Origin of the sequence: Mycobacterium cookii (assembly GCF_010727945.1) — a bacterium.
Classification (GTDB): Bacteria; Actinomycetota; Actinomycetes; order Mycobacteriales; family Mycobacteriaceae; genus Mycobacterium; species Mycobacterium cookii.
In genome coordinates this window covers 3,094,408-3,114,965 of sequence record NZ_AP022569.1, presented here as the reverse complement: position 1 = coordinate 3,114,965, position 20,558 = coordinate 3,094,408, and the positions used below count along the sequence as shown (strand labels likewise).

25 protein-coding genes are annotated in these 20,558 nt (G+C 66.1%); 16 read left to right on the top strand and 9 right to left on the bottom strand.

Annotated features, from left to right (window positions below; translation table 11 throughout):
- Nucleotides 1-140 precede the first annotated feature (140 nt).
- Nucleotides 141-449: an STAS domain-containing protein gene (locus G6N27_RS14860; protein WP_332103077.1), complete on the top strand. Its 309-nt coding sequence runs from the start codon at nucleotides 141-143 to the stop codon at nucleotides 447-449.
- Here the strand turns inward: G6N27_RS14860 and G6N27_RS14855 are convergent.
- Nucleotides 446-1,621, bottom strand: a complete 1,176-nt coding sequence (locus G6N27_RS14855; RefSeq protein ID WP_163777044.1) for an acyl-CoA dehydrogenase family protein — start codon at nucleotides 1,619-1,621, stop codon at nucleotides 446-448. The genes G6N27_RS14860 and G6N27_RS14855 overlap by 4 nt on opposite strands.
- Nucleotides 1,618-2,604: a phosphotransferase family protein gene (locus G6N27_RS14850; protein WP_163781829.1), complete on the bottom strand. Its 987-nt coding sequence runs from the start codon at nucleotides 2,602-2,604 to the stop codon at nucleotides 1,618-1,620. Before G6N27_RS14850 ends, G6N27_RS14855 begins: the two co-directional genes overlap by 4 nt.
- An 82-nt stretch (nucleotides 2,605-2,686) precedes the next feature.
- Between G6N27_RS14850 and G6N27_RS14845 the strand changes: the two genes are divergently transcribed.
- The 8 genes from G6N27_RS14845 to G6N27_RS14820 all read left to right on the top strand — a co-directional run bounded on the left by G6N27_RS14845 (nucleotide 2,687) and on the right by G6N27_RS14820 (nucleotide 7,638).
- Complete coding sequence (locus G6N27_RS14845) at nucleotides 2,687-3,070, top strand: nuclear transport factor 2 family protein (protein WP_163777041.1); 384 nt, start codon at nucleotides 2,687-2,689, stop codon at nucleotides 3,068-3,070.
- Nucleotides 3,071-3,074: 4 nt separating this feature from the next.
- Nucleotides 3,075-3,497, top strand: coding sequence for an MmcQ/YjbR family DNA-binding protein (locus G6N27_RS14840; protein ID WP_163777039.1), 423 nt, complete (start codon nucleotides 3,075-3,077; stop codon nucleotides 3,495-3,497).
- 66 nt (nucleotides 3,498-3,563) lie between these two features.
- On the top strand, nucleotides 3,564-4,496 hold the full coding sequence (locus G6N27_RS14835; RefSeq protein ID WP_163777037.1) for a class I SAM-dependent methyltransferase: 933 nt from the start codon (nucleotides 3,564-3,566) through the stop codon (nucleotides 4,494-4,496).
- A gap of 219 nt (nucleotides 4,497-4,715) precedes the next feature.
- Complete coding sequence (locus tag G6N27_RS25305) at nucleotides 4,716-4,982, top strand: hypothetical protein (protein WP_163777035.1); 267 nt, start codon at nucleotides 4,716-4,718, stop codon at nucleotides 4,980-4,982.
- Nucleotides 4,979-5,134, top strand: a complete 156-nt coding sequence (locus G6N27_RS25080) for a DUF6131 family protein (protein WP_170308172.1) — start codon at nucleotides 4,979-4,981, stop codon at nucleotides 5,132-5,134. Before G6N27_RS25305 ends, G6N27_RS25080 begins: the two co-directional genes overlap by 4 nt.
- 48 nt (nucleotides 5,135-5,182) lie before the next feature.
- Nucleotides 5,183-5,338, top strand: coding sequence for a DUF6131 family protein (locus G6N27_RS25075; protein ID WP_170308171.1), 156 nt, complete (start codon nucleotides 5,183-5,185; stop codon nucleotides 5,336-5,338).
- Nucleotides 5,339-5,459: 121 nt separating this feature from the next.
- Nucleotides 5,460-6,164, top strand: a complete 705-nt coding sequence (locus G6N27_RS14825) for a response regulator transcription factor (protein ID WP_163781827.1) — start codon at nucleotides 5,460-5,462, stop codon at nucleotides 6,162-6,164.
- A 1-nt stretch (nucleotide 6,165) separates the two neighbouring features.
- Nucleotides 6,166-7,638, top strand: a complete 1,473-nt coding sequence (locus G6N27_RS14820; protein ID WP_163777033.1) for a sensor histidine kinase — start codon at nucleotides 6,166-6,168, stop codon at nucleotides 7,636-7,638.
- A 70-nt stretch (nucleotides 7,639-7,708) separates the two neighbouring features.
- Here G6N27_RS14820 and G6N27_RS14815 read toward each other — a convergent pair whose 3' ends face one another.
- A complete protein-coding gene (locus G6N27_RS14815) occupies nucleotides 7,709-8,173 on the bottom strand; it encodes a lipoprotein LpqH (protein WP_163777031.1) in 465 nt (154 codons plus the stop codon).
- Between the two features lie 203 nt (nucleotides 8,174-8,376).
- Between G6N27_RS14815 and G6N27_RS14810 the strand changes: the two genes are divergently transcribed.
- Complete coding sequence (locus G6N27_RS14810; protein ID WP_163777029.1) at nucleotides 8,377-10,197, top strand: alkyl/aryl-sulfatase; 1,821 nt, start codon at nucleotides 8,377-8,379, stop codon at nucleotides 10,195-10,197.
- A gap of 47 nt (nucleotides 10,198-10,244) precedes the next feature.
- On the opposite strand, the gene G6N27_RS14805 is transcribed toward G6N27_RS14810, so the two are convergent.
- Genes G6N27_RS14805 through G6N27_RS14785 form a run of 5 tightly spaced genes read right to left on the bottom strand, consistent with a single transcriptional unit; the run spans nucleotide 10,245 to nucleotide 14,916 of the window.
- The gene (locus G6N27_RS14805; protein WP_163777027.1) at nucleotides 10,245-11,222 is read right to left on the bottom strand and encodes an NADPH:quinone oxidoreductase family protein; all 978 of its coding nucleotides are present in this window, start codon (nucleotides 11,220-11,222) and stop codon (nucleotides 10,245-10,247) included.
- Nucleotides 11,222-11,845 carry a TetR/AcrR family transcriptional regulator gene (locus tag G6N27_RS14800; RefSeq protein WP_163777025.1) on the bottom strand — a complete coding sequence of 208 codons (624 nt, stop codon included), beginning with the start codon at nucleotides 11,843-11,845 and terminating at the stop codon, nucleotides 11,222-11,224. Before G6N27_RS14800 ends, G6N27_RS14805 begins: the two co-directional genes overlap by 1 nt.
- Entirely contained in the window at nucleotides 11,826-13,109 is a 1,284-nt protein-coding gene (locus G6N27_RS14795; RefSeq protein WP_163777023.1) for an acyl-CoA dehydrogenase family protein, read from the bottom strand. The genes G6N27_RS14800 and G6N27_RS14795 overlap by 20 nt, the downstream gene beginning before the upstream one ends.
- 20 nt (nucleotides 13,110-13,129) lie before the next feature.
- Nucleotides 13,130-13,894: an SDR family NAD(P)-dependent oxidoreductase gene (locus G6N27_RS14790; protein WP_163777022.1), complete on the bottom strand. Its 765-nt coding sequence runs from the start codon at nucleotides 13,892-13,894 to the stop codon at nucleotides 13,130-13,132.
- Complete coding sequence (locus tag G6N27_RS14785) at nucleotides 13,891-14,916, bottom strand: phosphotransferase family protein (protein WP_163777019.1); 1,026 nt, start codon at nucleotides 14,914-14,916, stop codon at nucleotides 13,891-13,893. The genes G6N27_RS14790 and G6N27_RS14785 overlap by 4 nt, the downstream gene beginning before the upstream one ends.
- An 82-nt stretch (nucleotides 14,917-14,998) precedes the next feature.
- Between G6N27_RS14785 and G6N27_RS14780 the strand changes: the two genes are divergently transcribed.
- Together G6N27_RS14780 and G6N27_RS14775 are read left to right on the top strand one after the other, a co-directional pair.
- Nucleotides 14,999-15,628, top strand: a complete 630-nt coding sequence (locus tag G6N27_RS14780) for a histidine phosphatase family protein (protein WP_163777017.1) — start codon at nucleotides 14,999-15,001, stop codon at nucleotides 15,626-15,628.
- Nucleotides 15,625-16,668 carry a phosphotransferase family protein gene (locus tag G6N27_RS14775; protein ID WP_163777015.1) on the top strand — a complete coding sequence of 348 codons (1,044 nt, stop codon included), beginning with the start codon at nucleotides 15,625-15,627 and terminating at the stop codon, nucleotides 16,666-16,668. Before G6N27_RS14780 ends, G6N27_RS14775 begins: the two co-directional genes overlap by 4 nt.
- A 1-nt stretch (nucleotide 16,669) precedes the next feature.
- On the opposite strand, the gene G6N27_RS14770 is transcribed toward G6N27_RS14775, so the two are convergent.
- Entirely contained in the window at nucleotides 16,670-17,011 is a 342-nt protein-coding gene (locus G6N27_RS14770; protein WP_163777013.1) for a LapA family protein, read from the bottom strand.
- A 77-nt stretch (nucleotides 17,012-17,088) separates the two neighbouring features.
- On the opposite strand from G6N27_RS14770, the gene G6N27_RS14765 reads away from it, so the two are divergent.
- The 4 genes from G6N27_RS14765 to G6N27_RS14750 are packed head-to-tail and all read left to right on the top strand — an operon-like array spanning nucleotide 17,089 to nucleotide 20,525.
- Nucleotides 17,089-18,021: an ABC transporter substrate-binding protein gene (locus G6N27_RS14765; protein WP_163777011.1), complete on the top strand. Its 933-nt coding sequence runs from the start codon at nucleotides 17,089-17,091 to the stop codon at nucleotides 18,019-18,021.
- A gap of 4 nt (nucleotides 18,022-18,025) precedes the next feature.
- Nucleotides 18,026-19,120, top strand: a complete 1,095-nt coding sequence (locus G6N27_RS14760; protein WP_163777009.1) for an ABC transporter ATP-binding protein — start codon at nucleotides 18,026-18,028, stop codon at nucleotides 19,118-19,120.
- 2 nt (nucleotides 19,121-19,122) lie between these two features.
- A complete protein-coding gene (locus tag G6N27_RS14755) occupies nucleotides 19,123-19,806 on the top strand; it encodes an ABC transporter permease (RefSeq protein WP_163777007.1) in 684 nt (227 codons plus the stop codon).
- Nucleotides 19,803-20,525 carry an ABC transporter permease gene (locus G6N27_RS14750; RefSeq protein WP_163777005.1) on the top strand — a complete coding sequence of 241 codons (723 nt, stop codon included), beginning with the start codon at nucleotides 19,803-19,805 and terminating at the stop codon, nucleotides 20,523-20,525. Before G6N27_RS14755 ends, G6N27_RS14750 begins: the two co-directional genes overlap by 4 nt.
- Nucleotides 20,526-20,558 lie beyond the last annotated feature (33 nt).

Genomic DNA, 20,558 nt, shown 5'->3' with positions numbered 1-20,558 from the left:
AGTATTTGTGCCAGTTTCCGACGGCGGAAAGGGTCGGCACCGGGCCCGCCAGGGACAGTAGCACTCAAGACGAAGGGCGGCCGTTGTCAGCTGCGGATCCAATCACCACATCCGTCGCTCATCAAGGACGGACCGCTGTGGTGAGCATCGGCGGCGAAGTCGATCTCAGCACCGCCCCCGCGTTCGAAGCGGCGATCACGACAGCGCTCGAAGAACAGCCGCCAGTTCTCGTCATCGACCTGTCCGACGTGACGTTCATGGCATCGGTGGGCCTGCGAATCCTGGTGGCCACCCAAGACGAGAACCGCGACGCTGTTCGGGTCGCAATTGTCGCGAACAGTTCGGCGACGGCCCGACCGATCCAGATGACCGGCTTGGACGAAATCATCTCGTTGTACCCGACGCTGGACGAGGCGCTGTCTGCGACGGAGTCAACCGCTCGCGACTAGCGCAGCACCTGCCGCGCTATCGCGTACTTGTGCACCTCGGTCGGGCCGTCGTAGAGCCGGAACGCCCGCATGTCGGAGAAGATCATCCCGACCGGTGTCTCGTCGGAAATGCCTATGCCGCCGAGGATTTGAACGCAGCGGTCGGCGACCTTGAACAGCTCCTCGGACACGTAGGCCTTGACCATCGAGCTCTCGTGCCGACCGGTACCCCGATCGCCCATGTCCAATGTCCAGCACGCCCACCAGATCGCCAGTCGGCATTGCTGCAAGGCGATTTCGTTGTCGGCGATCATGAAGCTCACGCCCTGATGCTCGCCGATCGGCTTGCCGAATGCGGTGCGCTCGCGGGCATGCTTGATCGCGATCGACTGCGCCCGTGAGGCGGCGCCCAGCCAGCGCATGCAGTGCGTCAGCCGCGCCGGCGCCAACCGCAATTGCGCGTAGCGCAACGCCTGACCCACCTCGCCGAGCACCGCCGACGCCGGTAGCCGCAGGTCGGTCAAGCGCACGACGCCGTGCCCTTCGACGTAGTTGCGGTCCATGGTGTTCATCACGCGCTCGAGTTCGATTCCCGCAGTGTCGCCCTCGCAGAGGAACAGCGTCGGCCCGTCACCGCCGTGCGGGTTGGGTGCGATGCGGGCCATGATGATCCACGTCCTGGCGCCGTGTGCCCCGGTGATCAACCACTTGTGCCCGTTGATCACGTAATCGGTGCCGTCGAACTCCGCGGTCGTGTTCAGCTGGTTGGGATCCGAACCGGCGCCGCCGGGTTCGGTCATCGCGAACACCGAGCGCTGATGTCCGTCGATCACCGGCAGCAGGAACTGCTCGACCTGCTCGGTGTTGGCGACCTTGCCGAGCAGAAACATGTTGCCCTCGTCGGGCGCGGCGCAGTTGAGCGCGACCGGTCCCAGCGTCGACCAGCCGGCCGCCTCGAACAACACCGCCTGTTCACGGTGCGAAGGCTCGCGGCCGCCAAATCGCTTGGGCGCCTGGAAGGTCAGTAAACCCGCTTCGCGGGCCAGCTCGACCAGCTCGGCGCGAAGCCCGTCGTCGGGGCCGTGCCGGGTGAGCCGGGGATCGCTTTCGTACGGAACGACCTTGTCGTTGACGAACGCCCGGATTTCGTCGCGCAGCGCCGCGAGGTCCGCGGGGATATCGAAGTCGATCATGCGGTGGCCATCAAGGTCTGCGCCTGCTCGAACAGGCCGACGGTCGCGGCGTGCAGTAGTTCGCCGACTTCCATCGGGGCCTTGCCGGCACTGGCGCGGGCCAGCGTGCCCTCCAGCACGATGCCGAGCTTGAAGCATGCGAGCACGGTGTACCAGGTGATGTTGGACAGGTCGCGGGTGGTGTTTTGCGCGTACTGCTGCACCAGGTCGTCGGTGCCGGCCATCCCGCCCAGCTCGAACAGGTTGCCGCCGAACGCCGGTGACTGTCCCCAGGTGGCCAGCATCCAGCCCAGATCGAGCAACGGGTCGCCGATGGTGCACATCTCCCAGTCGACGATCGCGACGACCTCAGGACCAGTGCGGGAGAACATCACGTTCGCCGCGTGGTAGTCGCCGTGCATGATGCCCGGCGTCCACGATGACGGCCGGCCTTCGTCCAGCCAGGCGGCGACGTCATCGACACCGGGAATGTCGGGACCGGAATAGTTTTCGAACTCCTTATAGGATTCCAGCTCCGAAAGCCACCGTGGCACTTGGCGTTCCAGAAACCCTTCAGGTTTCCCGAAGTCCTTCAGGCCGACGGCCTTGTAGTCGACCGCGGCGAGCTTCGCCAGGGCGTCGGCCATCGACAGCCCCATCCCGAACCGCACCGACGCGTCGCCGGCATGCAACGCGGGCAACTCCGCGCCGGCGTTGAACCCGTCGATTGGCTCCATGAGATAGAAGACCGCGTCGCCGAGTACGGCGGGATCGGCGCAGCTGGCGATCAGATGCGGGTGCGGGACGTCGGTGCCGGCCAACGCGGCGAGCATCTCGGTCTCTCGCATGATCACCGTGTTGGTGCGCGGTCGCAGATGCTTGGGCCCGCGTCGAAACACATACGGTCGGCCTGATCGGGTGAACCGCAACATGATGTTCTGCGTGCCGCCGGCGAGCTTCGACACGTTCTCCAGCGGGCCGTCGCCCAGCCCCTGCTGTGACATCCACTCGGCCAGGCCGTCCGGGGCGGTGAGCTCCTCCACGAAGGTGAAGCTACCGCAGGGCCGGATCTGCAAGGATCGTGGTATGACGCCACCCCTGATCGACCGCTGGATTTCGGTCATCGAGACCGGCCGCACCGACGGCCTTGACACTCTACTCGCTGACGACGCCGTCTTCTACTCCCCGGCCGTCTTCAGGCCGCAACAAGGCAAAGCGTTGACCGCGAAGTATCTCAAGGCGGCCGCAAAAGTGTTCGGCAACACAGACTTTCACTACGTCGAGCAATGGTATTCCGAGCGCTCGGCAATACTGGAGTTCGCAGCCACCGTCAACGGCGTCTACGTCAACGGGATCGACATGATCCACTGGAACGACGACGATCAGATCGTGTCCTTCAAGGTGATGCTGCGGCCGTTCAAAGGGTTGCAAGCGATCATGGCACCGATGGCGGAATTGTTGCAGCAGTAGATAAATGGCAGATCGACCAGCCCGACTGAGCGACGTCCACCAGATCGCCGCCGCGATGCCGCACACCAAGCGCATCGAGGGACCCAAGGGCAACGCCGTCTATCAGGTCGGCGGCAAATCGTTCGTTTTCTTCCGCACCCCGCAACCTGACGCCGCCGACCCCGAGACCGGCGAGCGGTTCGCCGACGTGATCATGATCTGGGTCGAATCCGAAAGCGAGAAGCTGGCGCTCGTGCAGGACCCTCGATCGCCGTTTTTCACCACCGCCCGGTTCGACGACCATCCGTCGGTGTTGATCCGGGCCTGCCATCTTGCCGAGGTGAGCCGAACCGAGCTGGCCGAACTCATCCAAGACGGATGGTTGTCGCGCGCTTCCAAACGTCGCGCAGACCAATGGCTGCAAGCGAATCGACCGATCTCGCAATGACCGGCCAGTGTCTTCACAGCGGGCGGGCGTACTGTCCGATGCTGGCTGCCGACCGGAGGAGAGACGATGCCGCGGACCGACAATGACTCCTGGGAAATCACCGAGAGCGTGGGCTCGACGGCGCTGGGGGTGGCCGCGGCCCGCGCGGCTGAGACCGAGAGCGCTGACCCGCTGATCCGCGATCCGTTCGCGCGGGTGTTCCTCGATGCCGTCGGCAACGGCGTGTGGAGCCTGACGTCGGATCCCGGGCTGGCGTCGAAGCTGGCCGACATCGCTCCGGACGCGCAGGCGTACCGGCGCGTGATGGTCGACTTCATGGCGGTGCGGACCGCCTGGTACGACCAGATCTTCCTCGACGCGGTCGCAGCCGGCGTCCGGCAGGTGGTGATACTGGCGGCCGGGCTGGATGCCCGGACCTGGCGGCTGCCGTGGCCCGACGGGACCACGGTGTATGAGGTCGATCAGGCGAAAGTGCTGAATTTCAAGTCGGTGACGCTGCAGGGCAGCGGAGCACAGCCACGGGCGAAGCTGGTCAACGTCGCCGCGGACCTGCGCCACGATTGGCCAACGGCATTGCGGGAAGCGGGTTTTGACGCATCCAAGCCGACGATGTGGTCGGCTGAAGGACTTCTGCGGTATCTGCCCGCGGCCGCGCAAGATCTGCTGTTCGAGCGGATTGATTCGTTGAGCCCTTCCGGCACCTGGCTGGCCACCAATCTGCCCGACAAGAATGCGGTCGACCCGGGACTGCTTTCCAGTCGGCGTGAGCTGTCGCAACGGTTCCATGCCGCTGCCGCGCAGGTACTCGACGCGGAGATCCCCGACATGGAAGAGCTGTGGTACCCCGAGGAGCGCACCGATCTGACCGCGTGGCTGGGCGAACACGGCTGGGACGCGTCGGCGATCGGGATGGCCGATCTGCTGACCCGGTACGGGCGCGCAGTCCCGAGTGACGTCGAACTGCCGCCGGTGGATTTCGTGTCGGCGCGGCGATCCTGATTTGCTGACACGGCGAGCCCAGTCGAGGGCTCCGTTCGACACCGGCCAAAATTTTTAGTACCTGAGTACCGATCTGGCACAACCAATTTGGCAAATCCGCTGAACAAAGTCGGCCGCTCCGCGGACTCCTCTGTCGGTATTTCAGATGTTGTGTCCAAATGTTTGGACCCCGACCGCCGTGGGTACCTTAGCTAGGCTCTACGGCTTTGCCCGACATTGATGGAGGTCAGGATGCGTGGCGGAGGTTTGATCAGCGCAATCGCGGTGGTCTGGTTGGTGATCGGAGTAATAGCCGCATTCCAACGGGATTATCTGAAGAATACCGATCAGAATTGTGCCTCTCTAAGCACTATCGCAGTAACTGTTCTGGCAGGTCCCCTGAATTACGCCGGAGTGAATCCGAAGGTGGCCGACTGCCATTTACCGCAACCCAGCTCGATGCCCGCGTTGGACGTCGACCAGCTGATTGGAGTGAAGGCGTCATGATCGGCTTAGGCATCATCTTGCTCATATTGGGATATGTCCTCAAAGTCGCTGTGCTGCAGACGATCGGCATCATCTTGCTGGTTATCGGTGCGGTGCTGTGGGTTCTCGGCGCCGTCGGCCGCCCGGTGGGCGGCAGGCGCTACTGGTACTAACGCGAACATCGCGAAATCCTCACAACGAAAATCTGGAATGGAGTCGTCATGATTGTTCTCGGAATTATCCTGCTCGTCCTTGGTTATGTGCTGCCGGTGCCGCTTCTGATCACCCTCGGGTGGATTCTGGTCGTCATCGGAGTCGTCTTGTTCGTCCTCGGCGCCGTGGGACGTCCGGTCGGCGGCCGAAAAGTCTGGTTCTAACCGCTGATCTGCGGCGGGGTCGGCTCACAGCGGGCGCATAGGTTTGCCATAGCAACGCCTCATCACGCTGCGCATACTTGAAGCTGTGAGCCAACCCCACGCACCCGTCGAACGTGTTGTCATGCGCCGTGCCGACGGGAATCCGATCAACGTTTTGGTGGTCGACGACGAAGCCGTCCTTGCCGAGATGGTCTCGATGGCGTTGCGCTACGAGGGCTGGAACATCGCCACCGCCGGCGACGGCGCATCGGCGCTGGAGTCGGCCAGGTCGCAACGGCCGGACGTCGTCGTTCTCGACGTGATGCTGCCGGACATGAGCGGACTCGAGGTACTGCGGAAACTGCGCGAAGAGACCCCGCAGTTGCCGGTACTGCTGCTGACGGCCAAGGACGCGGTCGAAGACCGCATTGCCGGTCTGACCGCCGGCGGTGATGACTACGTCACCAAGCCGTTCAGTCTCGAGGAGGTAGTGCTGCGGTTGCGCGCACTGCTGCGACGCACCGGGGTGACGACCGAGGACAGCGGCGCGCAACTCGTCGTCGGCGATCTGGTGCTCAACGAAGACAGCCACGACGTGACCCGTGCCGGGGAGCCGATCTCGTTGACGTCCACCGAATTCGAGCTCCTGCGCTTCATGATGCGCAACGCCAAGCGGGTGCTGAGCAAGGCCCAGATCCTGGACCGGGTATGGAGTTACGACTTCGGCGGCCGTTCCAACATCGTCGAGCTGTACATCTCGTATCTGCGAAAGAAGATCGACAGCGGGCGTGAGCCCATGATCCATACCCTGCGCGGCGCCGGTTACGTTCTCAAACCGGCTCGCTAGCATGGGCCGGACTTGGTCGCTGCGGCTTCGGCTGCTGGTCGGACAGGTCATCGTGCTGGCCATCGTGTGTGTCGGCATCGGCGCGGTCACCGAGCTTGCGTTGTACCGATATCTGGTGGGGCAGTTGGACGTCAACGTGCACGACGCCTCGCAGCGGTCGGTGCGGATATTCAGCGAACCGCCGACGGCGCACTGGCACCATTCGCGCACTTTCCCGCGGCCGGGTCCGGGGCCGGTCTTCCTGGACGCTCCCGCCCAGCCGGTGGGCATGGTCGGCGCCGTGCGCGGCCAGGACCGGGGCACCGAAGCGGGCTACCTGACCACCGCGGGCGGCCGCGCCGCGTTGAGCGACGCAGCCAAGGCCGAGCTGGCAGCGGTGCCCGTCGACCGCAGGCCGGTGACCCGGGATCTCGACGGCCTGGGCCGTTACCGCCTGGTCGCCGCACCGGCCCGGCGCGGCAGCGGCGACGTCGTGATCACCGGACTGCCGATGTCGACCGTGGACGCGACGATGATCCGGGTCCTGATGATCTTCGCGGTCGTCACCGCCATTGCCCTCGCGGCGGCCACCACAGCCGGCATCGTGATCATCCGTCGAGCGCTGGCGCCGCTGCGGCGGGTGGCCCAAACGGCGAGCGAGGTCGTCGATCTGCCGCTGGACCGCGGCGAAGTCGCGCTGCCGGTGCGGGTGCTCGAGTCAGATGCCAACCCGCGCACCGAAGTCGGGCAACTCGGGTCGGCGCTCAACCGGATGCTGGACCACATCGCGGCCGCCCTGTCGACTCGCCAGGCCAGCGAGACCCGGGTGCGTCAATTCGTTGCCGACGCCAGCCACGAGTTGCGCACCCCGTTGGCGGCCATCCGCGGCTACACCGAGTTGGCGCAGCGGATGGGCGACGACACCGAGGCCGTCGAGCATGCGATGTACCGGGTGCGCTCGGAGACCGAGCGGATGACGCACCTCGTCGAAGATCTGCTGCTGCTTGCCCGGTTGGACTCCGGACGGCCGCTGGAGCGCGAAGCGGTGGACCTGTCGAGGGTCGCCGTCGACGCGGTCAGCGACGCACACGTCGCCGGTCCGGATCACCAGTGGGAGCTCGACTTACCGGAAGAACCGGTGATGGTGTACGGCGACGCGGCCCGACTGCATCAGGTGGTGACGAATTTGTTGGCCAACGCCCGCGTGCACACCGGCGCGGGGACCGTGGTGACCACGCGGCTGGAATCCGACGGGACGCATGCCGCGTTGAGTGTGGTCGACAACGGGCCGGGAATTCCCGCGCAGTTGCAGTCGGAGGTTTTCGAGCGGTTCGCCCGTGGCGACACCTCCCGGTCCCGCAAAGGCGGTAGCACCGGGCTAGGGCTGGCGATCGTCTCGGCCGTGGTCAAAGCCCACGACGGCACGATCACGCTGGACAGCACGCCGGGGCACACGGACTTCACCGTCCGGTTGCCGCTCGCTGTCGACGGTTGAGGGTCCACCGCGCGAGAGCGACGCCGGGTCGTCGCTGTCGTGCGGTGTGACTACCTCGTCATGCCCACCGTCAGGGGCAGGTCACATCGATTTCGAAGGATTTGTTGACGGGCTGCATCGGGTTGGCCATGTCCACCCCGGTTGCGGTCCCGCTGATCTTGTACTTGTTGCCATCTTTGGTCGCGGTGGCGTTGCCCTGGCCGGTGCCGGGCGTGTAGCCGAGGGTCACGCCGTTGACGCTGCCCAGACCGACCGACTTCACCGAAGGCGGACTGGCGTCGGTCAGCACGACGCCGATGCCGGTCGTAGCACCACCGACGGCGATGTTGACGTTGCCGGCGGCGGAGGTGCATGCGACGGCGCCTTGCACATTCTGGTCCTTGCCGTCGATGGTCACCTTCGCGGTTGAATTGGCGCTCGCGGCCGCGGAGGTCCCGTTCGACGAACTGCTCGTCGACGACTTACTCGAACATCCGGACAGACCCACGACGACGATCGCCGTCGCTGCTGCAGCGACCGTTACTGAACGTTTCACCCGGTTCTCCTTGCGTTGTTGTGGCGATCCGTCGCCGTTGACGGACCGTTTCGGCAGTATGCAGCTTTGCTGAGAGCGTCGATAGTGAATTCGGCAAAAATTAAGCTCCCTGTTGAGACGGCCTGACCGTGCTTCAGCGAAGGTTTGCCGGTCGGCTTTGTGAATGCCCAGTCCCGCCCGGGCGCTGCTGAAATGATGAGGCGGTGGAATCGCTGCCGTTCGACGACACCGCCGACTTCGCCGATGCCGACCGGGGCTTCATCGCCGCGCTGACGCCGTGCATCGTCAGGGCCGCCGACGGGCGGGTGGTCTGGGACAACGACGCCTATGCGTTCCTGGCCGGCGATGCGCCGCCATCGGTACATCCCAGCCTGTGGCGCCAGTGCCAGCTGACCGCCAAGCAGGGTCTGTATGAAGTCACGCCCGGCATCTACCAGGTGCGCGGGCTGGATCTGTCCAACATCAGCTTCGTCGAGGGCGACACCGGCGTGATCGTCATCGACCCGCTGGTCTCCACCGAGGTGGCGGCTGCGGCGCTGCAGCTGTATCGCGCACACCGGGACGAGCGTCCCGTCGTCGCGGTCATCTACACCCACAGCCACGTGGACCATTTCGGCGGCGTCCTCGGTGTCACGTCGCAGGCCGACGTCGATGCCGGCAGGGTCGCCGTGCTGGCGCCCGAAGGGTTCACCGAGCACGCCGTGCAGGAGAACGTCTATGCCGGACCGGCGATGACCCGCCGCGCCACCTACATGTACGGCACCCTGCTCGCACGCGGGCCAGAGGGTCATGTCGGCTGCGGTCTCGGCCAAGTACCGTCGACCGGCGAGGTCGCACTGATCGTTCCCACGGTGGACATTCGCAGCACCGGCGAAACGCACACCATCGACGGAGTCGAGATCGAGTTCCAGATGGCGCCGGGCACCGAGGCGCCCGCCGAGATGCATTTCTTTTTCCCGCAATTCCGCGCCTTGTGCATGGCCGAGAACGCCACCCACAATCTGCACAACCTGCTGACGCTACGCGGCGCGCTGGTCCGCGACCCGCACGCCTGGTCGGGATATCTGACCGAGGCGATCGACACGTTCGCCGACCGCGCCGACGTGGTGTTCGCTTCGCACCACTGGCCGACGTGGGGCCGCCAGCGCGTCGTCGAATTCCTTTCGCTACAACGGGATTTGTATGCATACCTGCACGACCAGACGCTGCGGCTGCTCAACCAGGGGCACACCGGCGCCGAGATCGCCGAGATGATGCAGATGCCGCCGGCACTGGAGCGGGCGTGGCACACCCACGGCTACTACGGGTCGGTCAGCCACAATGTGAAGGCCATCTACCAGCGCTACATGGGCTGGTTCGACGGCAACCCGGCCCGGTTGTGGCCGCACCCGCCGGAAGCGCTCGCCGGCCGGTACGTCGAGGCGATCGGTGGTATCGACCGCGTTGTCGAACTCGCCCAGCACGCTCTCGATGCCGGTGATCTCCGTTGGGCCGCAACGCTACTCGATCACGCGGTGTTTGCCGACCAAACCCATTCCGGGGCCCGCGCGCTGCTGGCGGCCACCCTGGAACAGCTGGCGTTCGGCGCGGAGAACGCGACGTGGCGCAACTTCTTCCTGTCCGGCGCCACCGAATTGCGCGACGGGAACTTCGGTACCGCGGCGCAGACGTCGTCGCCGACGCTCTTGTCTCAGCTGACGCCCGAGCAGATTTTCGACGGCCTGGCCATCAGCGTCAACGGACCGCGGGCATGGGACCTGGACATCGCGCTCGACGTCACGATCGCCGGGAGCAACTACCGCCTCGCCCTGCGCAACGGGGTCCTGGTGCACCGCAAGATCCCCGCCGATGCTTCGACGGCGGCGGTGACCATCAAGCTGGACAACGCATTTCGACTGCTGGTGGCGGCGATGGGTGACGTCGGCTCACCAGGTCTGGAGGTCGCCGGCGACCAGGCGGTTCTGCAGCAGTTTCTGGGCGTGCTCGACAAACCCGATCCTGCGTTCGACATCGTCACGCCCTAGTTGTCGCTCAGAGGCGGGCAAAACATGTGCCGCGCCCCGGGGAGCCGTCAACCGGTGACGTCGATGACCACCTTGCCGATCGCCTTGCGATCGGCAACAAACCGCAACGCCGCAGCGGCCTCGGCCAGCGGAAACCTGGCGCCGATGTAGGGCCGGACGACGCCGTCGGCGAACAGCTGTGTCAGCTCGCGCATGTCGCGCTCGGAATCCTCCGGCCGGTCCTCGGCGAAGGTGCGAATCTCCATGCCTCGGACCGTTATTCCCTTGAGTAGCACCAGGTTCAGCGGGATCGACGGGATGGCGCCCGCGGCGTAGCCGAGCGTGACGAAGGTACCGCCCCGCGCGAGACCTCGCAGCGCCGGTTCTGCGTAGCTCCCGCCGACAGGATCGAGCACCACCTTGGCGGCGTCGCCGGTGAGTTCACGGATACGGCTCTTCAAGTCTTCCCGGTCGTAGTCGATCGTGGCCTCGGCGCCGCGCTGTCGGCACAGCTCGAGCTTCTCCGGACTCGACGCCGCGGCCAACACGCGGGCCTTCATGGCGACGGCCAGATCCACGGCGGCCAAGCCCACGCCGCCCGCGGCGCCCAGGACGACCACCCAGTCGCCGGGCGCCACGCCGGCGACCGACCGCAGCGCGTGGTAGGCGGTGCGATAGGTGACGCCGAACGCCGCAGCCGACGCGTAGTCCGCACCCTCGGGAATCTCGGTCACCGCCGTGGCATGTATCAGCGCCTGCTCGGCGAATGCCCCGACAAATGTGGTGCCCGAAACACGCTGGCCGGGAACAAAAGACACGCCCTCGCCGACATCGAGCACCTCCCCGGCGAGTTCGCTGCCCGGTGTGAACGGCACCGGGATCTTGATCTGGTACTTGCCGGCGATCAGCAGCACATCCGGGAAATTCACCGCGGCCGCATGCACCCGAACCACCAGCTGACCCGGCCCCGGGGTCGGGTCGGCCACATCGTCGTCGACCACCAGATCCTCCGGCGGGCCGTACGACCGGCAGACCACGGCACGCATCAACTGATCCCCAATCCTCGTAGGCAGAATTGCACCAGATGCTCGACGTCGTCGGGGCTGGGCCGCTGCGCCGAATCCAGGTAGCGGCGCATGGCCGCCACCGTGCACTGGAATACGGCGTCGGCATCGCGGTGAATGTCTTTGCTGCCCAACGCGGCAACCGGTTCGAGCAGCAGATCGCGCATCGGCCGCATGATTTCGTCGTCGGCGGCCCGCCAGTCCGGTGCGGCCGAAACCTGGCCTGCGGCAGCCCGACTCATGCTGATCAGGTGGGGGTCGGCGACCTGCGCCAGGGCACCCTCGATCCAGCGTCGCACCTGACCTTGTGGGGTGTGTTCTTTCGTCATCTGGTGTTGCAGGTAGGAGACCACGATCGCCACGCCGCGTTCCATCACCGCCAGTATGACGTCGTCCTTGCCGGCGAAGTACCGGTAGAACGCCTTGTTCGACGAACCGGCCTCGGCCACGATGTCGCTGACCCGAGGCGGTTCCGGCGCCACCCGTTCCATCACCCGAACGGCCGCTGCGAGAATCCGTTCGACTTCTTCGGTGGCCTCGCGCTGGCGCTCGTCGAGGGCGCGCTCGACGGCCGCAGTGACGCGGCTATTGGCCAACGAGCTCACCGTATTTGGCGCGGGCGGCCTCGCGGCGGAGGTCGAGCATCTCGCTGGGCCAGTCGCCTTCTTCGGCCTGGTAGCCCTTGAGCAGCATTCGGGCCAGGTTGACCTTGTGTGCTTCGGTCGGTCCGTCGGCCAGGCCCAGCGCGATCCCGCCGAGCAAGACGTTGACCAGTGGCAGCTGATCGGTGAGCCCGATCGCACCGTGCACCTGAATAGCCCGCAGCGCAATCGATTTCAGCACCTGCGATGCCAGGATCTTGCAAGTGGCGATTTCGGCGCGGGCGGCGTGCTCATCCCCGCTGTCGATCAGCCACGCGGCATGCAGCACGGTGAGCCGGAACGGTGTCAACTCGGTGTACGAGTCGGCGATGAACTCCTGCACCAACTGCTTGTCGGCGAGCAGCGATCCTTGAGTGAAACGGCTTTTCGCGCGCTTGGACATCATCTCGACGGCGCGCTGCGCCATGCCGATCGACCGCATCGCGTGATGCAGTCGGCCGCCCGCCAACCGTGTCTGCAGGATCAGGAAGCCCTGCCCGGGCTCGCCGAGCAAGGCGTCCGACGAGACTCGCACGTCGTTGTAGTGCACCAGCGAATGTCCCGGCTCGTGCGGGTCCGCGCCGACCAGGTGGTGGTTTGCCTCGACCTTGAGACCCGGGGTGTCCGCCGGGATCAGGAACGTCGACGCGCCGTGATGCACGGCTACGTCCGGGTTGGTGATCGCGACGACGATGAAGAACGATGCGACGGATGCGTTGCTGGAGAAGTACTTTCGTCCGGTGATCACCCAGTCGTCACCGTCCTTCACAGCACGGGTGGTGAAGACCCGCGGATCGGCGCCGCCCTGCGGCTCGGTCATCGAGAAGCAGGAGAAGATCTCGCCCGACAGCAAGCCGGCCAGGTAGCGGTCCTTCTGGTCCTGGGTGCCGAAGCGGGCGATGATCTCGGCGTTTCCGGTGTCCGGTGCCTGGGTGCCGAAGACGATCGGCGCCCACGGGCTGCGACCCAGAATTTCGTTGATCAGCGTCAGCTTGACCGCGCCGAAACCCTGGCCGCCGAGTTCAGGGCCGAGGTGCGGCGCCCACAGGCCTTGGTTCCGGACCTGCTGTTTGAGCGGGTCGACGATCTTGCGCCGCTCGTCGTTGAGTGGCAGGAACTCGCAGCCCGGGAACAATACCTCCAGCGGCTCGACCTCTTCGCGGACGAACTCGCGGATCCATTGCAGCTTCTTCTCGAATTCGGGTTCGGTAGAGAAGTCCCACGCCATATCGAATACTCCTTGCTTGATTAAGGAATCCCACCGTCGGCCCGCACAATCGAGCCGGTGGTGAAGCTGGACGCGTCGGACGCCAAAAACAATGCGGCGCCGACGATTTCACGGGGGTCACCGGCCCGCTGCAGCGACAGGCTGCCGAACGGGTTGTGCGCGGCCTGGTCGATACCCCACGACTTGCTGACGTCGGTGAGGAACGGCCCGGCCATCAGCGTGTTGACCCGGACCGTCGGCCCGAGAGCTCGCGCAAAGCCTTCCGTCATCGCGTTGAGCCCGGCTTTCGACGACGCATACGGAATGATGTCGGGCGACGGCCGCAGCGATCCGGCGGTGCTGACGTTGATGATCGACCCGCGGCCGGCCGCGACCATCCGCTCGCCGACCAACGCGGACAACCGAAATGGGCCTTTGAGGTTGAGGTTGACCACGGCGTCGAACAGCTTCTCGGTGACGTCGGTCAGTTTGTCGTATAACGGCGACATGCCGGCGTTGTTGATCAGCGTGTCGATCTTGCCGAACCGCTCGTAGGTCGCGTCGACAAGCCCGTCGAGTTGATCCCATCGGCCGACGTGCACCTGATACGGCATTGCCGTGCGGCCCGTTTCGCGCTCGATGTCCTCGGCGATGGCGACGCAGTTCTCCATCTTGCGGCTGGCGATCACCACGTCGGCGCCGCACCGCGCCACACCGTACGCCATCTCCTTGCCCAGCCCGCGGCTGCCACCGGTGATCAGCACGACGTGACCGGTCAGGTCGAAAAGCTGCTCGGCATAACTCATTTCAGCGACCCAGCCAAACCCGCCGCCGTCGCGATCAGCTGTGGAACCATCGCTCCGAAGGCGCCCTGGATCTTGGGGTCGACCTTTCCGCTGCGCACCCCGGCGGCGTAGGTCTTCTCGAGCACGATGCCGAGTTTCCAGTTCGCCAACACCAGGTAGTAGTCGATGTTCTCGGTGGAGAGGCCGCTGACTTTCTCGTAGCGCTCGAGTAGTTCGCTGCGGGTCGGCATGCCTTTCATGTCGAGATAAAACCCGTCCTCGCGTGGGTTTTCGCCGTCGTAGCCCAGCAGACACCAAGCCAGATCGAGCAGCGGATCGCCGACGGTGGTCATCTCCCAGTCGACGATCGCGGCGAGCCGGGCCGGTGCACCGTGCGCGAACATCACGTTGGCGAACTGGTAGTCGCCGTGCATGATGCCGGGCCGATAGTGTGCGGGCCTGTTGCGGCGTAACCAGTCGGCGGCGTCGTCGATCCCGGGCAGGTCGCGCACCTTGTAGCTGTCCAGGAAGGCCAGCCACCGGTCAACTTGGCGTTCATGAAACCCGTCGGGTCGGCCGAAGCCGTCCAATCGCTGCGCGCGCCAGTCGACCCGGCCCAGCTTGGCCGCGCCCTCGACGAGCTCGAACGCCAGGCCGCGCCGCGCGGTCAGGTCGTCGTCGAACGGCGCCTCCCAGCCGCCGTCCATCGGACTCCAGCCGTCGATGGCCTGCATCACGTAGAACGGCATGCCGAGCAGATCGCCGGCGTCGTTGGCGGCGATCAGCTCGGCATGGGGCACGTCGGTACCGCGTAACGCGCGGACCAGTCGGATCTCGCGGAGCAGCCCGTCGATGCGGGCCGCGTCGGCGCGGGCGCCGGGCATGCGCAACACCATCCGGTGGCCGCCGCGGTGAATCAGGTAGAGAGTGTTTTGCGAGCCGCCGGACAACTGCTCGAGGACCGGTAGCTCGCCGTCGCCGGGAGCGTCGTGTTCATCGAGCCAACGTCCGAGTACTGCCGGATCCAACTGAGTCGCCGCCATTGGCACACCCCACTCTCTGTCGGGAGAATAGCATTCTCCGCCGAGATGGCAAGGCCGTCAGCGTGCATGCGAGGCTTGGGCCATGCAGTTGCTCCTGGTCCGGCATGCGTTGCCGCACCGCAGCGAACCCGGCGAAGGGGCCGACCCTGTTCTCTCCGACGAAGGGCGAGCCCAGGTCGCGCGGCTACCGGACGCGCTGGCCAGATATCCGATCTCCCGGGTGATCAGCAGCCCGCAGCGCCGCGCGGTCCAGACCGCGGAGCCGGTCGCGGCCGCGCGCGGGCTGACCGTCGAGATCGACGACCGCTTCGCCGAATACGACCGGGAGCTACCGGTCTACATCCCGATCGAGCAGATCCGGGCGGAGAATCCGCAGGAGTGGGCCCGGATGGCCGAGGGGCACCTGCCGAGCTCAGTCGACGAGGACGCGTTCCGGGCGCGGGTGCGCGCCGCCGTCGACCACGTCGCCGTCACCGCCGACCACGACGACACCGTCGCGGTGTTCAGCCACGGCGGGGTGATCAACGTGGTGCTGCACGAGATCCTCGGCACCAGGCGGATCTTGTCGTTTCCGATCGACTACGTGTCGGTGACCCGGCTGCTGTTCTCCCGGTCCGGTCAGGCCAGCGTGGTGGCGGTCAACGGCACCGAACACGTATGGGACCTGCTGCCGAGAAATCGCCGGTCGGCCGGTGATAGACAGATCCCGTGACGCTTGACGGGCTCGACCTCGGTCAGCTGGACGGCTATCTCCGCTCCCACGGCATCGGCCGCGACGGGGAGCTGACCGCGCAGCTGATCTCCGGCGGCCGCTCCAACCTGACCTTCCTGATCGCCGACGACTCGTCGAAGTGGGTGCTGCGCCGGCCGCCGCTGCACGGCCTGACGCCGTCGGCGCACGACATGGCGCGCGAGTACACCGTGGTCGCCGCGCTGGGCGACACCGCGGTTCCGGTGGCCCGTGCCGTCACGCTGTGCAATGACGACTCGGTGCTCGGCGCGCCGTTCCAGATGGTCGAATACGTTGCCGGGCAGGTGGTGCGAACCCGCGCCGAGCTCGAGGCGCTGGGCGATCAGCAGGTCATCGACGGCTGCGTCGACGGGCTGATCCAGGTGCTGGCCGACCTGCACGCGGTCGACCCGGCCGCGGTCGGTCTGGCCGACTTCGGCAAGCCCGACGGGTACCTGGAACGCCAGGTCCGGCGATGGGGGTCGCAGTGGGAGTTGGTACGACGCGACGATGACGACCGCGACGCCGACGTCGGGCGTCTCCGTGCGGCGCTGCAGGAGTCGATTCCGCAGCAGAGCCGAAGCTCGATCGTGCACGGCGACTACCGCATCGACAACACCATCCTGGACGCCGACGATCCGGCCCGGGTGCGAGCCGTCGTCGACTGGGAGCTCTCGACGCTAGGTGATCCGCTCAGCGACGCGGCGCTGATGTGCGTCTACCGCGACCCGTCGCTGGACCTGATCATCAACGCGCACGCCGCGTGGACGTCGCCGCAGTTGCCGGTGGCCGACGAACTCGCGCACAAGTATTCGGTCGTCTCCGAGAGTGCGTTGGCGCACTGGAACTTCTACATGGGGCTGGCCTACTTCAAGCTGGCCATCATCGCCGCGGGCATCGACTTCCGCAGGCGGATGTCACGTGGCGCGAACGACGCTGAAGCTGAAGTCGCATCCGATCGGGTCGGTGAGACCGTCGCGCCGCTGATCGCCCGCGGACTCACCGAGCTACAGCGCGCCTGACTCAGCGACCGGCGGCGAGGTTCTTCTTCGCCGCACGCCGCAACTGGTAGATCCGCGCGGTGCCGGCGAGAAAGGTGATCAGGCCGCCGCATACGGCCGCCAGCAGAATGGCGACCCCCAAAGGCAGGCTCCAGTGCCAGCCCAGGAAGGCGAAATCACCCGAAGCGGTGTTCTGCGTGATGAAGACCAGCAGAACGATCAGGATCAGGAATCCTGCCGCCAGAAATGACCACAGGCCGGCGGTCCGGGTGAATTTCACCGCCGATTCGGGTGGCGGCGCTGTATCGGGGACAGCCGGAGTGGTTGGCGGCTGGTCGGGTGAGACCGACGGATCGCTGCTCATGCTGCCATCTTTACCCTTTTACAGGCCGAAGTGAACCCAACCACCGGGAAAGGCGTACAACGCTAGTGTCGGTCGGTATGAGCGGGAGGTGGCGTCGGGCGGCGATCTGGCTGATCGTGCTGTGCCTGACCGCGACAGCCTGTGGCAGTTCAAACCCGCTCGGCGGAGTGTCGACCAACGTGAATTCGATCGTGGTGGGGTCGGCAGGGTTCCCGGAATCGAAGATTCTCGCCGAGATCTACGCACAAGCGTTGCAGGCCAACGGCTTCAATGTGGGGCGGCAGATGGGCATCGGCAGCCGGGAGACGTATATCCCTGCGCTGAAGGATCATTCGATCGACTTGGTGCCCGAGTACATCGGCAACCTGCTGTCCTATTTGGAACCCAACTCGACGGTCACCATGCTCGACGATATCGAGTTGGAACTGTTCCGGCGGCTGCCGGGGGACCTGTCGATCCTGACGCCATCGCCCGCCTGCAACACCGACACCGTCACGGTCACCGCTGACACCGCTGCCAGATGGAACCTCAAGGCAATCGGCGACCTCGCCCCGCATTCGCCGGAAGTGCGTTTCGCCGCACCGTCGGATTTCCAAGTCCGTCCGGAGGGTCTGATCGGACTTCGGCAGCGATACGGCCTCGACATCGCACCCGGAAACTTCGTCGCCATCAGCGACGACGGCGGCGCAGTCACCGTGCGCACTCTCACCGAGGGAAAGGTGAATGCGGCCAACATCTTCAGCACGTCACCTGCGATCCTGCAGCACCGTCTGGTCGCCCTCGAAGATCCTGCGCACAACTTTCCGGCAGGCAACATCGTCCCGCTGGTGAACTCGCAGAAGAAGTCCGATCGTCTCAAAGATGTGCTGGACGCGGTATCGGCCAAGTTGACCAGCCGCGCACTGGCCGACCTCAATGCCTCAGTGGCCGGGAACTCCGGTATCGATCCTGACCAGGCCGCCCGGAACTGGTTGCACGACAACAACTTCGACCGCCCGATCAAGGGCTGAGAAGTTGATCAGCTTTCACGACGTGCACAAGGTCTACGACGACGGCACCATCGCTGTCAACCGGCTGAACCTGGAAGTGCCGCAGGGCACGCTGACCGTGTTCGTCGGCCCGTCGGGCTGCGGCAAAACCACCTCGATGCGGATGATCAACCGGATGGCCGAACCGACGTCGGGCAACGTCGTCGTCAACGGCGCCGACGTCGCGACCGTCGACCCGGTGCGGCTGCGGCTGGGCATCGGCTACGTGATCCAGGGTGGGGGCCTGATGCCGCACCAACGCGTGATCGACAACGTCGCCACCGTGCCGGTGCTCAAAGGCATGTCGCGGCGCGCGGCTCGCAAGGCCGCCTACGCCGTCTTGGAACGGGTGGGATTGAGCGCGAAGCTCGCCACCCGCTATCCCGCACAGCTGTCCGGCGGCGAGCAGCAGCGCGTCGGCGTGGCGCGGGCGTTGGCCGCCGACCCGCCGATTCTGTTGATGGACGAGCCGTTTTCGGCCGTGGACCCGATCGTCCGCCACGAGCTGCAGCGCGAAATACTGCGACTGCAGGCGGAATTGCGCAAGACCATCGTCTTCGTCACCCACGACATCGACGAGGCGGTGCGGTTGGCGGACCGCGTCGCTGTGTTCGGTCCGGGCGGGTCGCTGCAGCAGTACGAGGAGCCTGCGCGGTTGCTGTCCCATCCGGCAAACGATTTCGTGGCCAGAATGATCGGCGCCGGCCGCGGCTACCGCTGGTTGCAGTTCCTGGACGCGACGCAGCTGCCGGTACACGACCTACCGCGGCTCACCGCGTCCGAGGTGGCCGGGGCGCAGCTGCACGACGACTGGGCGCTGGTGGTGAAATCCGATGGCACCCCGCTCGGCTGGATCGATGAGGCCGGGGTCGCACAGCACCGCGACGGCGCCCCGTTGCCCGACAGCATCACCTCGGTCGGCGCGCTGTTCCGCCCGAACGGGAACCTGAGCCAAGCGCTGGATGCCGCGTTGTCGTCGCCGGCAGCGATGGGCGTGGCCGTCGACAAGGAGGGCAAGGTCACCGGGGGAGTGCGTGCCGGAGATGTGTTGGCCGCCTTGGATTCTCACCGGCGGCACTAGCAGTGCACTATCTGCTCACCCACCTCCCGACGGCTTGGACGCTGACCGTGATCCACCTGCGGCTGTCGCTGCTGCCGGTGCTGGCCGGCTTGGCCATCGCGCTGCCGTGGGGGGTGGTGGCATGGCGCGTGGCGGCGCTGCGTCGGCTGACCACGGTGGCCGCCAGCGTGGTGTTCACCATTCCGTCGCTGGCGCTGTTCGTGGTGCTGCCGTTGATCATTCCGACCAGAATTCTCGACGAGGCCAATGTCGTCGTTGCGCTGACGCTGTACACCTCGGCGCTGCTGGTGCGGGTTGTCCTGGAAGCGCTCGACGCCGTCCCGGCCCAGGTGCGCGACGCCGCCAGCGCGGTCGGTTATCGGCCGATCACCCGGATACTGAAAGTCGAACTGCCGCTGTCGATTCCGGTGCTGGTCGCCGGGCTGCGGGTGGTGGTGGTGACCAACATCTCGATGGTCTCGGTCGGTGCGGTAATCGGCATCGGCGGTCTGGGCACCTGGTTCACCGAGGGCTACCAGGCGAACAAGAGCGATCAGATCGTCGGCGGGATCATCGCGATCTTCCTGGTGGCCGTTGTCGTCGACGTCGCGCTCATGCTGGTCGGGCGATGCGCCACGCCTTGGGCGCGGGTGTCACGACCCGGCCGCCGGTTGCTGACCGCGCCGGTGGTCGGAGGTTCGCGATGAATTTCCTGGGGCAGGCGCTGACCTACCTGACCACCGCGAGCAACTGGTCGGGCCCGGTCGGGCTGGGCGTCCGGACCCTGGAACATCTGGAATACACCGCGGCGGCGGTCCTGGTCTCGGCGTTGATCGCGGTCCCGGTCGGCTTGATTGTGGGTCACACCGGACGCGGCACACTGGTGGTGGTGAGTCTGGTCAACGCTCTGCGCGCACTGCCGACGCTGGGCGTGCTGCTGCTGGCCGTGCTGCTGTGGGGGCTCGGCCTGCTGCCGCCGATCGTCGCGCTGACGCTGCTCGGCATCCCACCGTTGCTGGCCGGAACGTACGCGGGGATCGCGGCCGTCGACCGGACAGTGGTCGACGCGGCGCGCTCGATGGGCATGACCGAGTTGCGGGTGCTGCTGCGGGTCGAGGTGCCCAACGCGCTTCCGCTGATCGTGGGCGGGCTGCGGACCGCGACGCTGCAGGTAGTCGCCACCGCGACGGTGGCGGCCTACGCCAGCCTCGGCGGGCTGGGGCGCTACCTGATCGACGGCATCAAGGTGCGCCAGTTTCACATCGCGCTGGTCGGTGCGCTGATGGTGGCCGCGCTGGCGTTGATCCTCGACGGTGCGCTGGCGTTTGCGGTGTGGGCGTCGGCACCGGGGACCGGGCGACTGCGCCGAAGGCCACACCCTCAGACGTCGATATCTGCGGAGCCGTCGCCTAACGTAGACGCGTGAGCCCTGCCCCTAAAGATGCGACGAGCGGTTCCT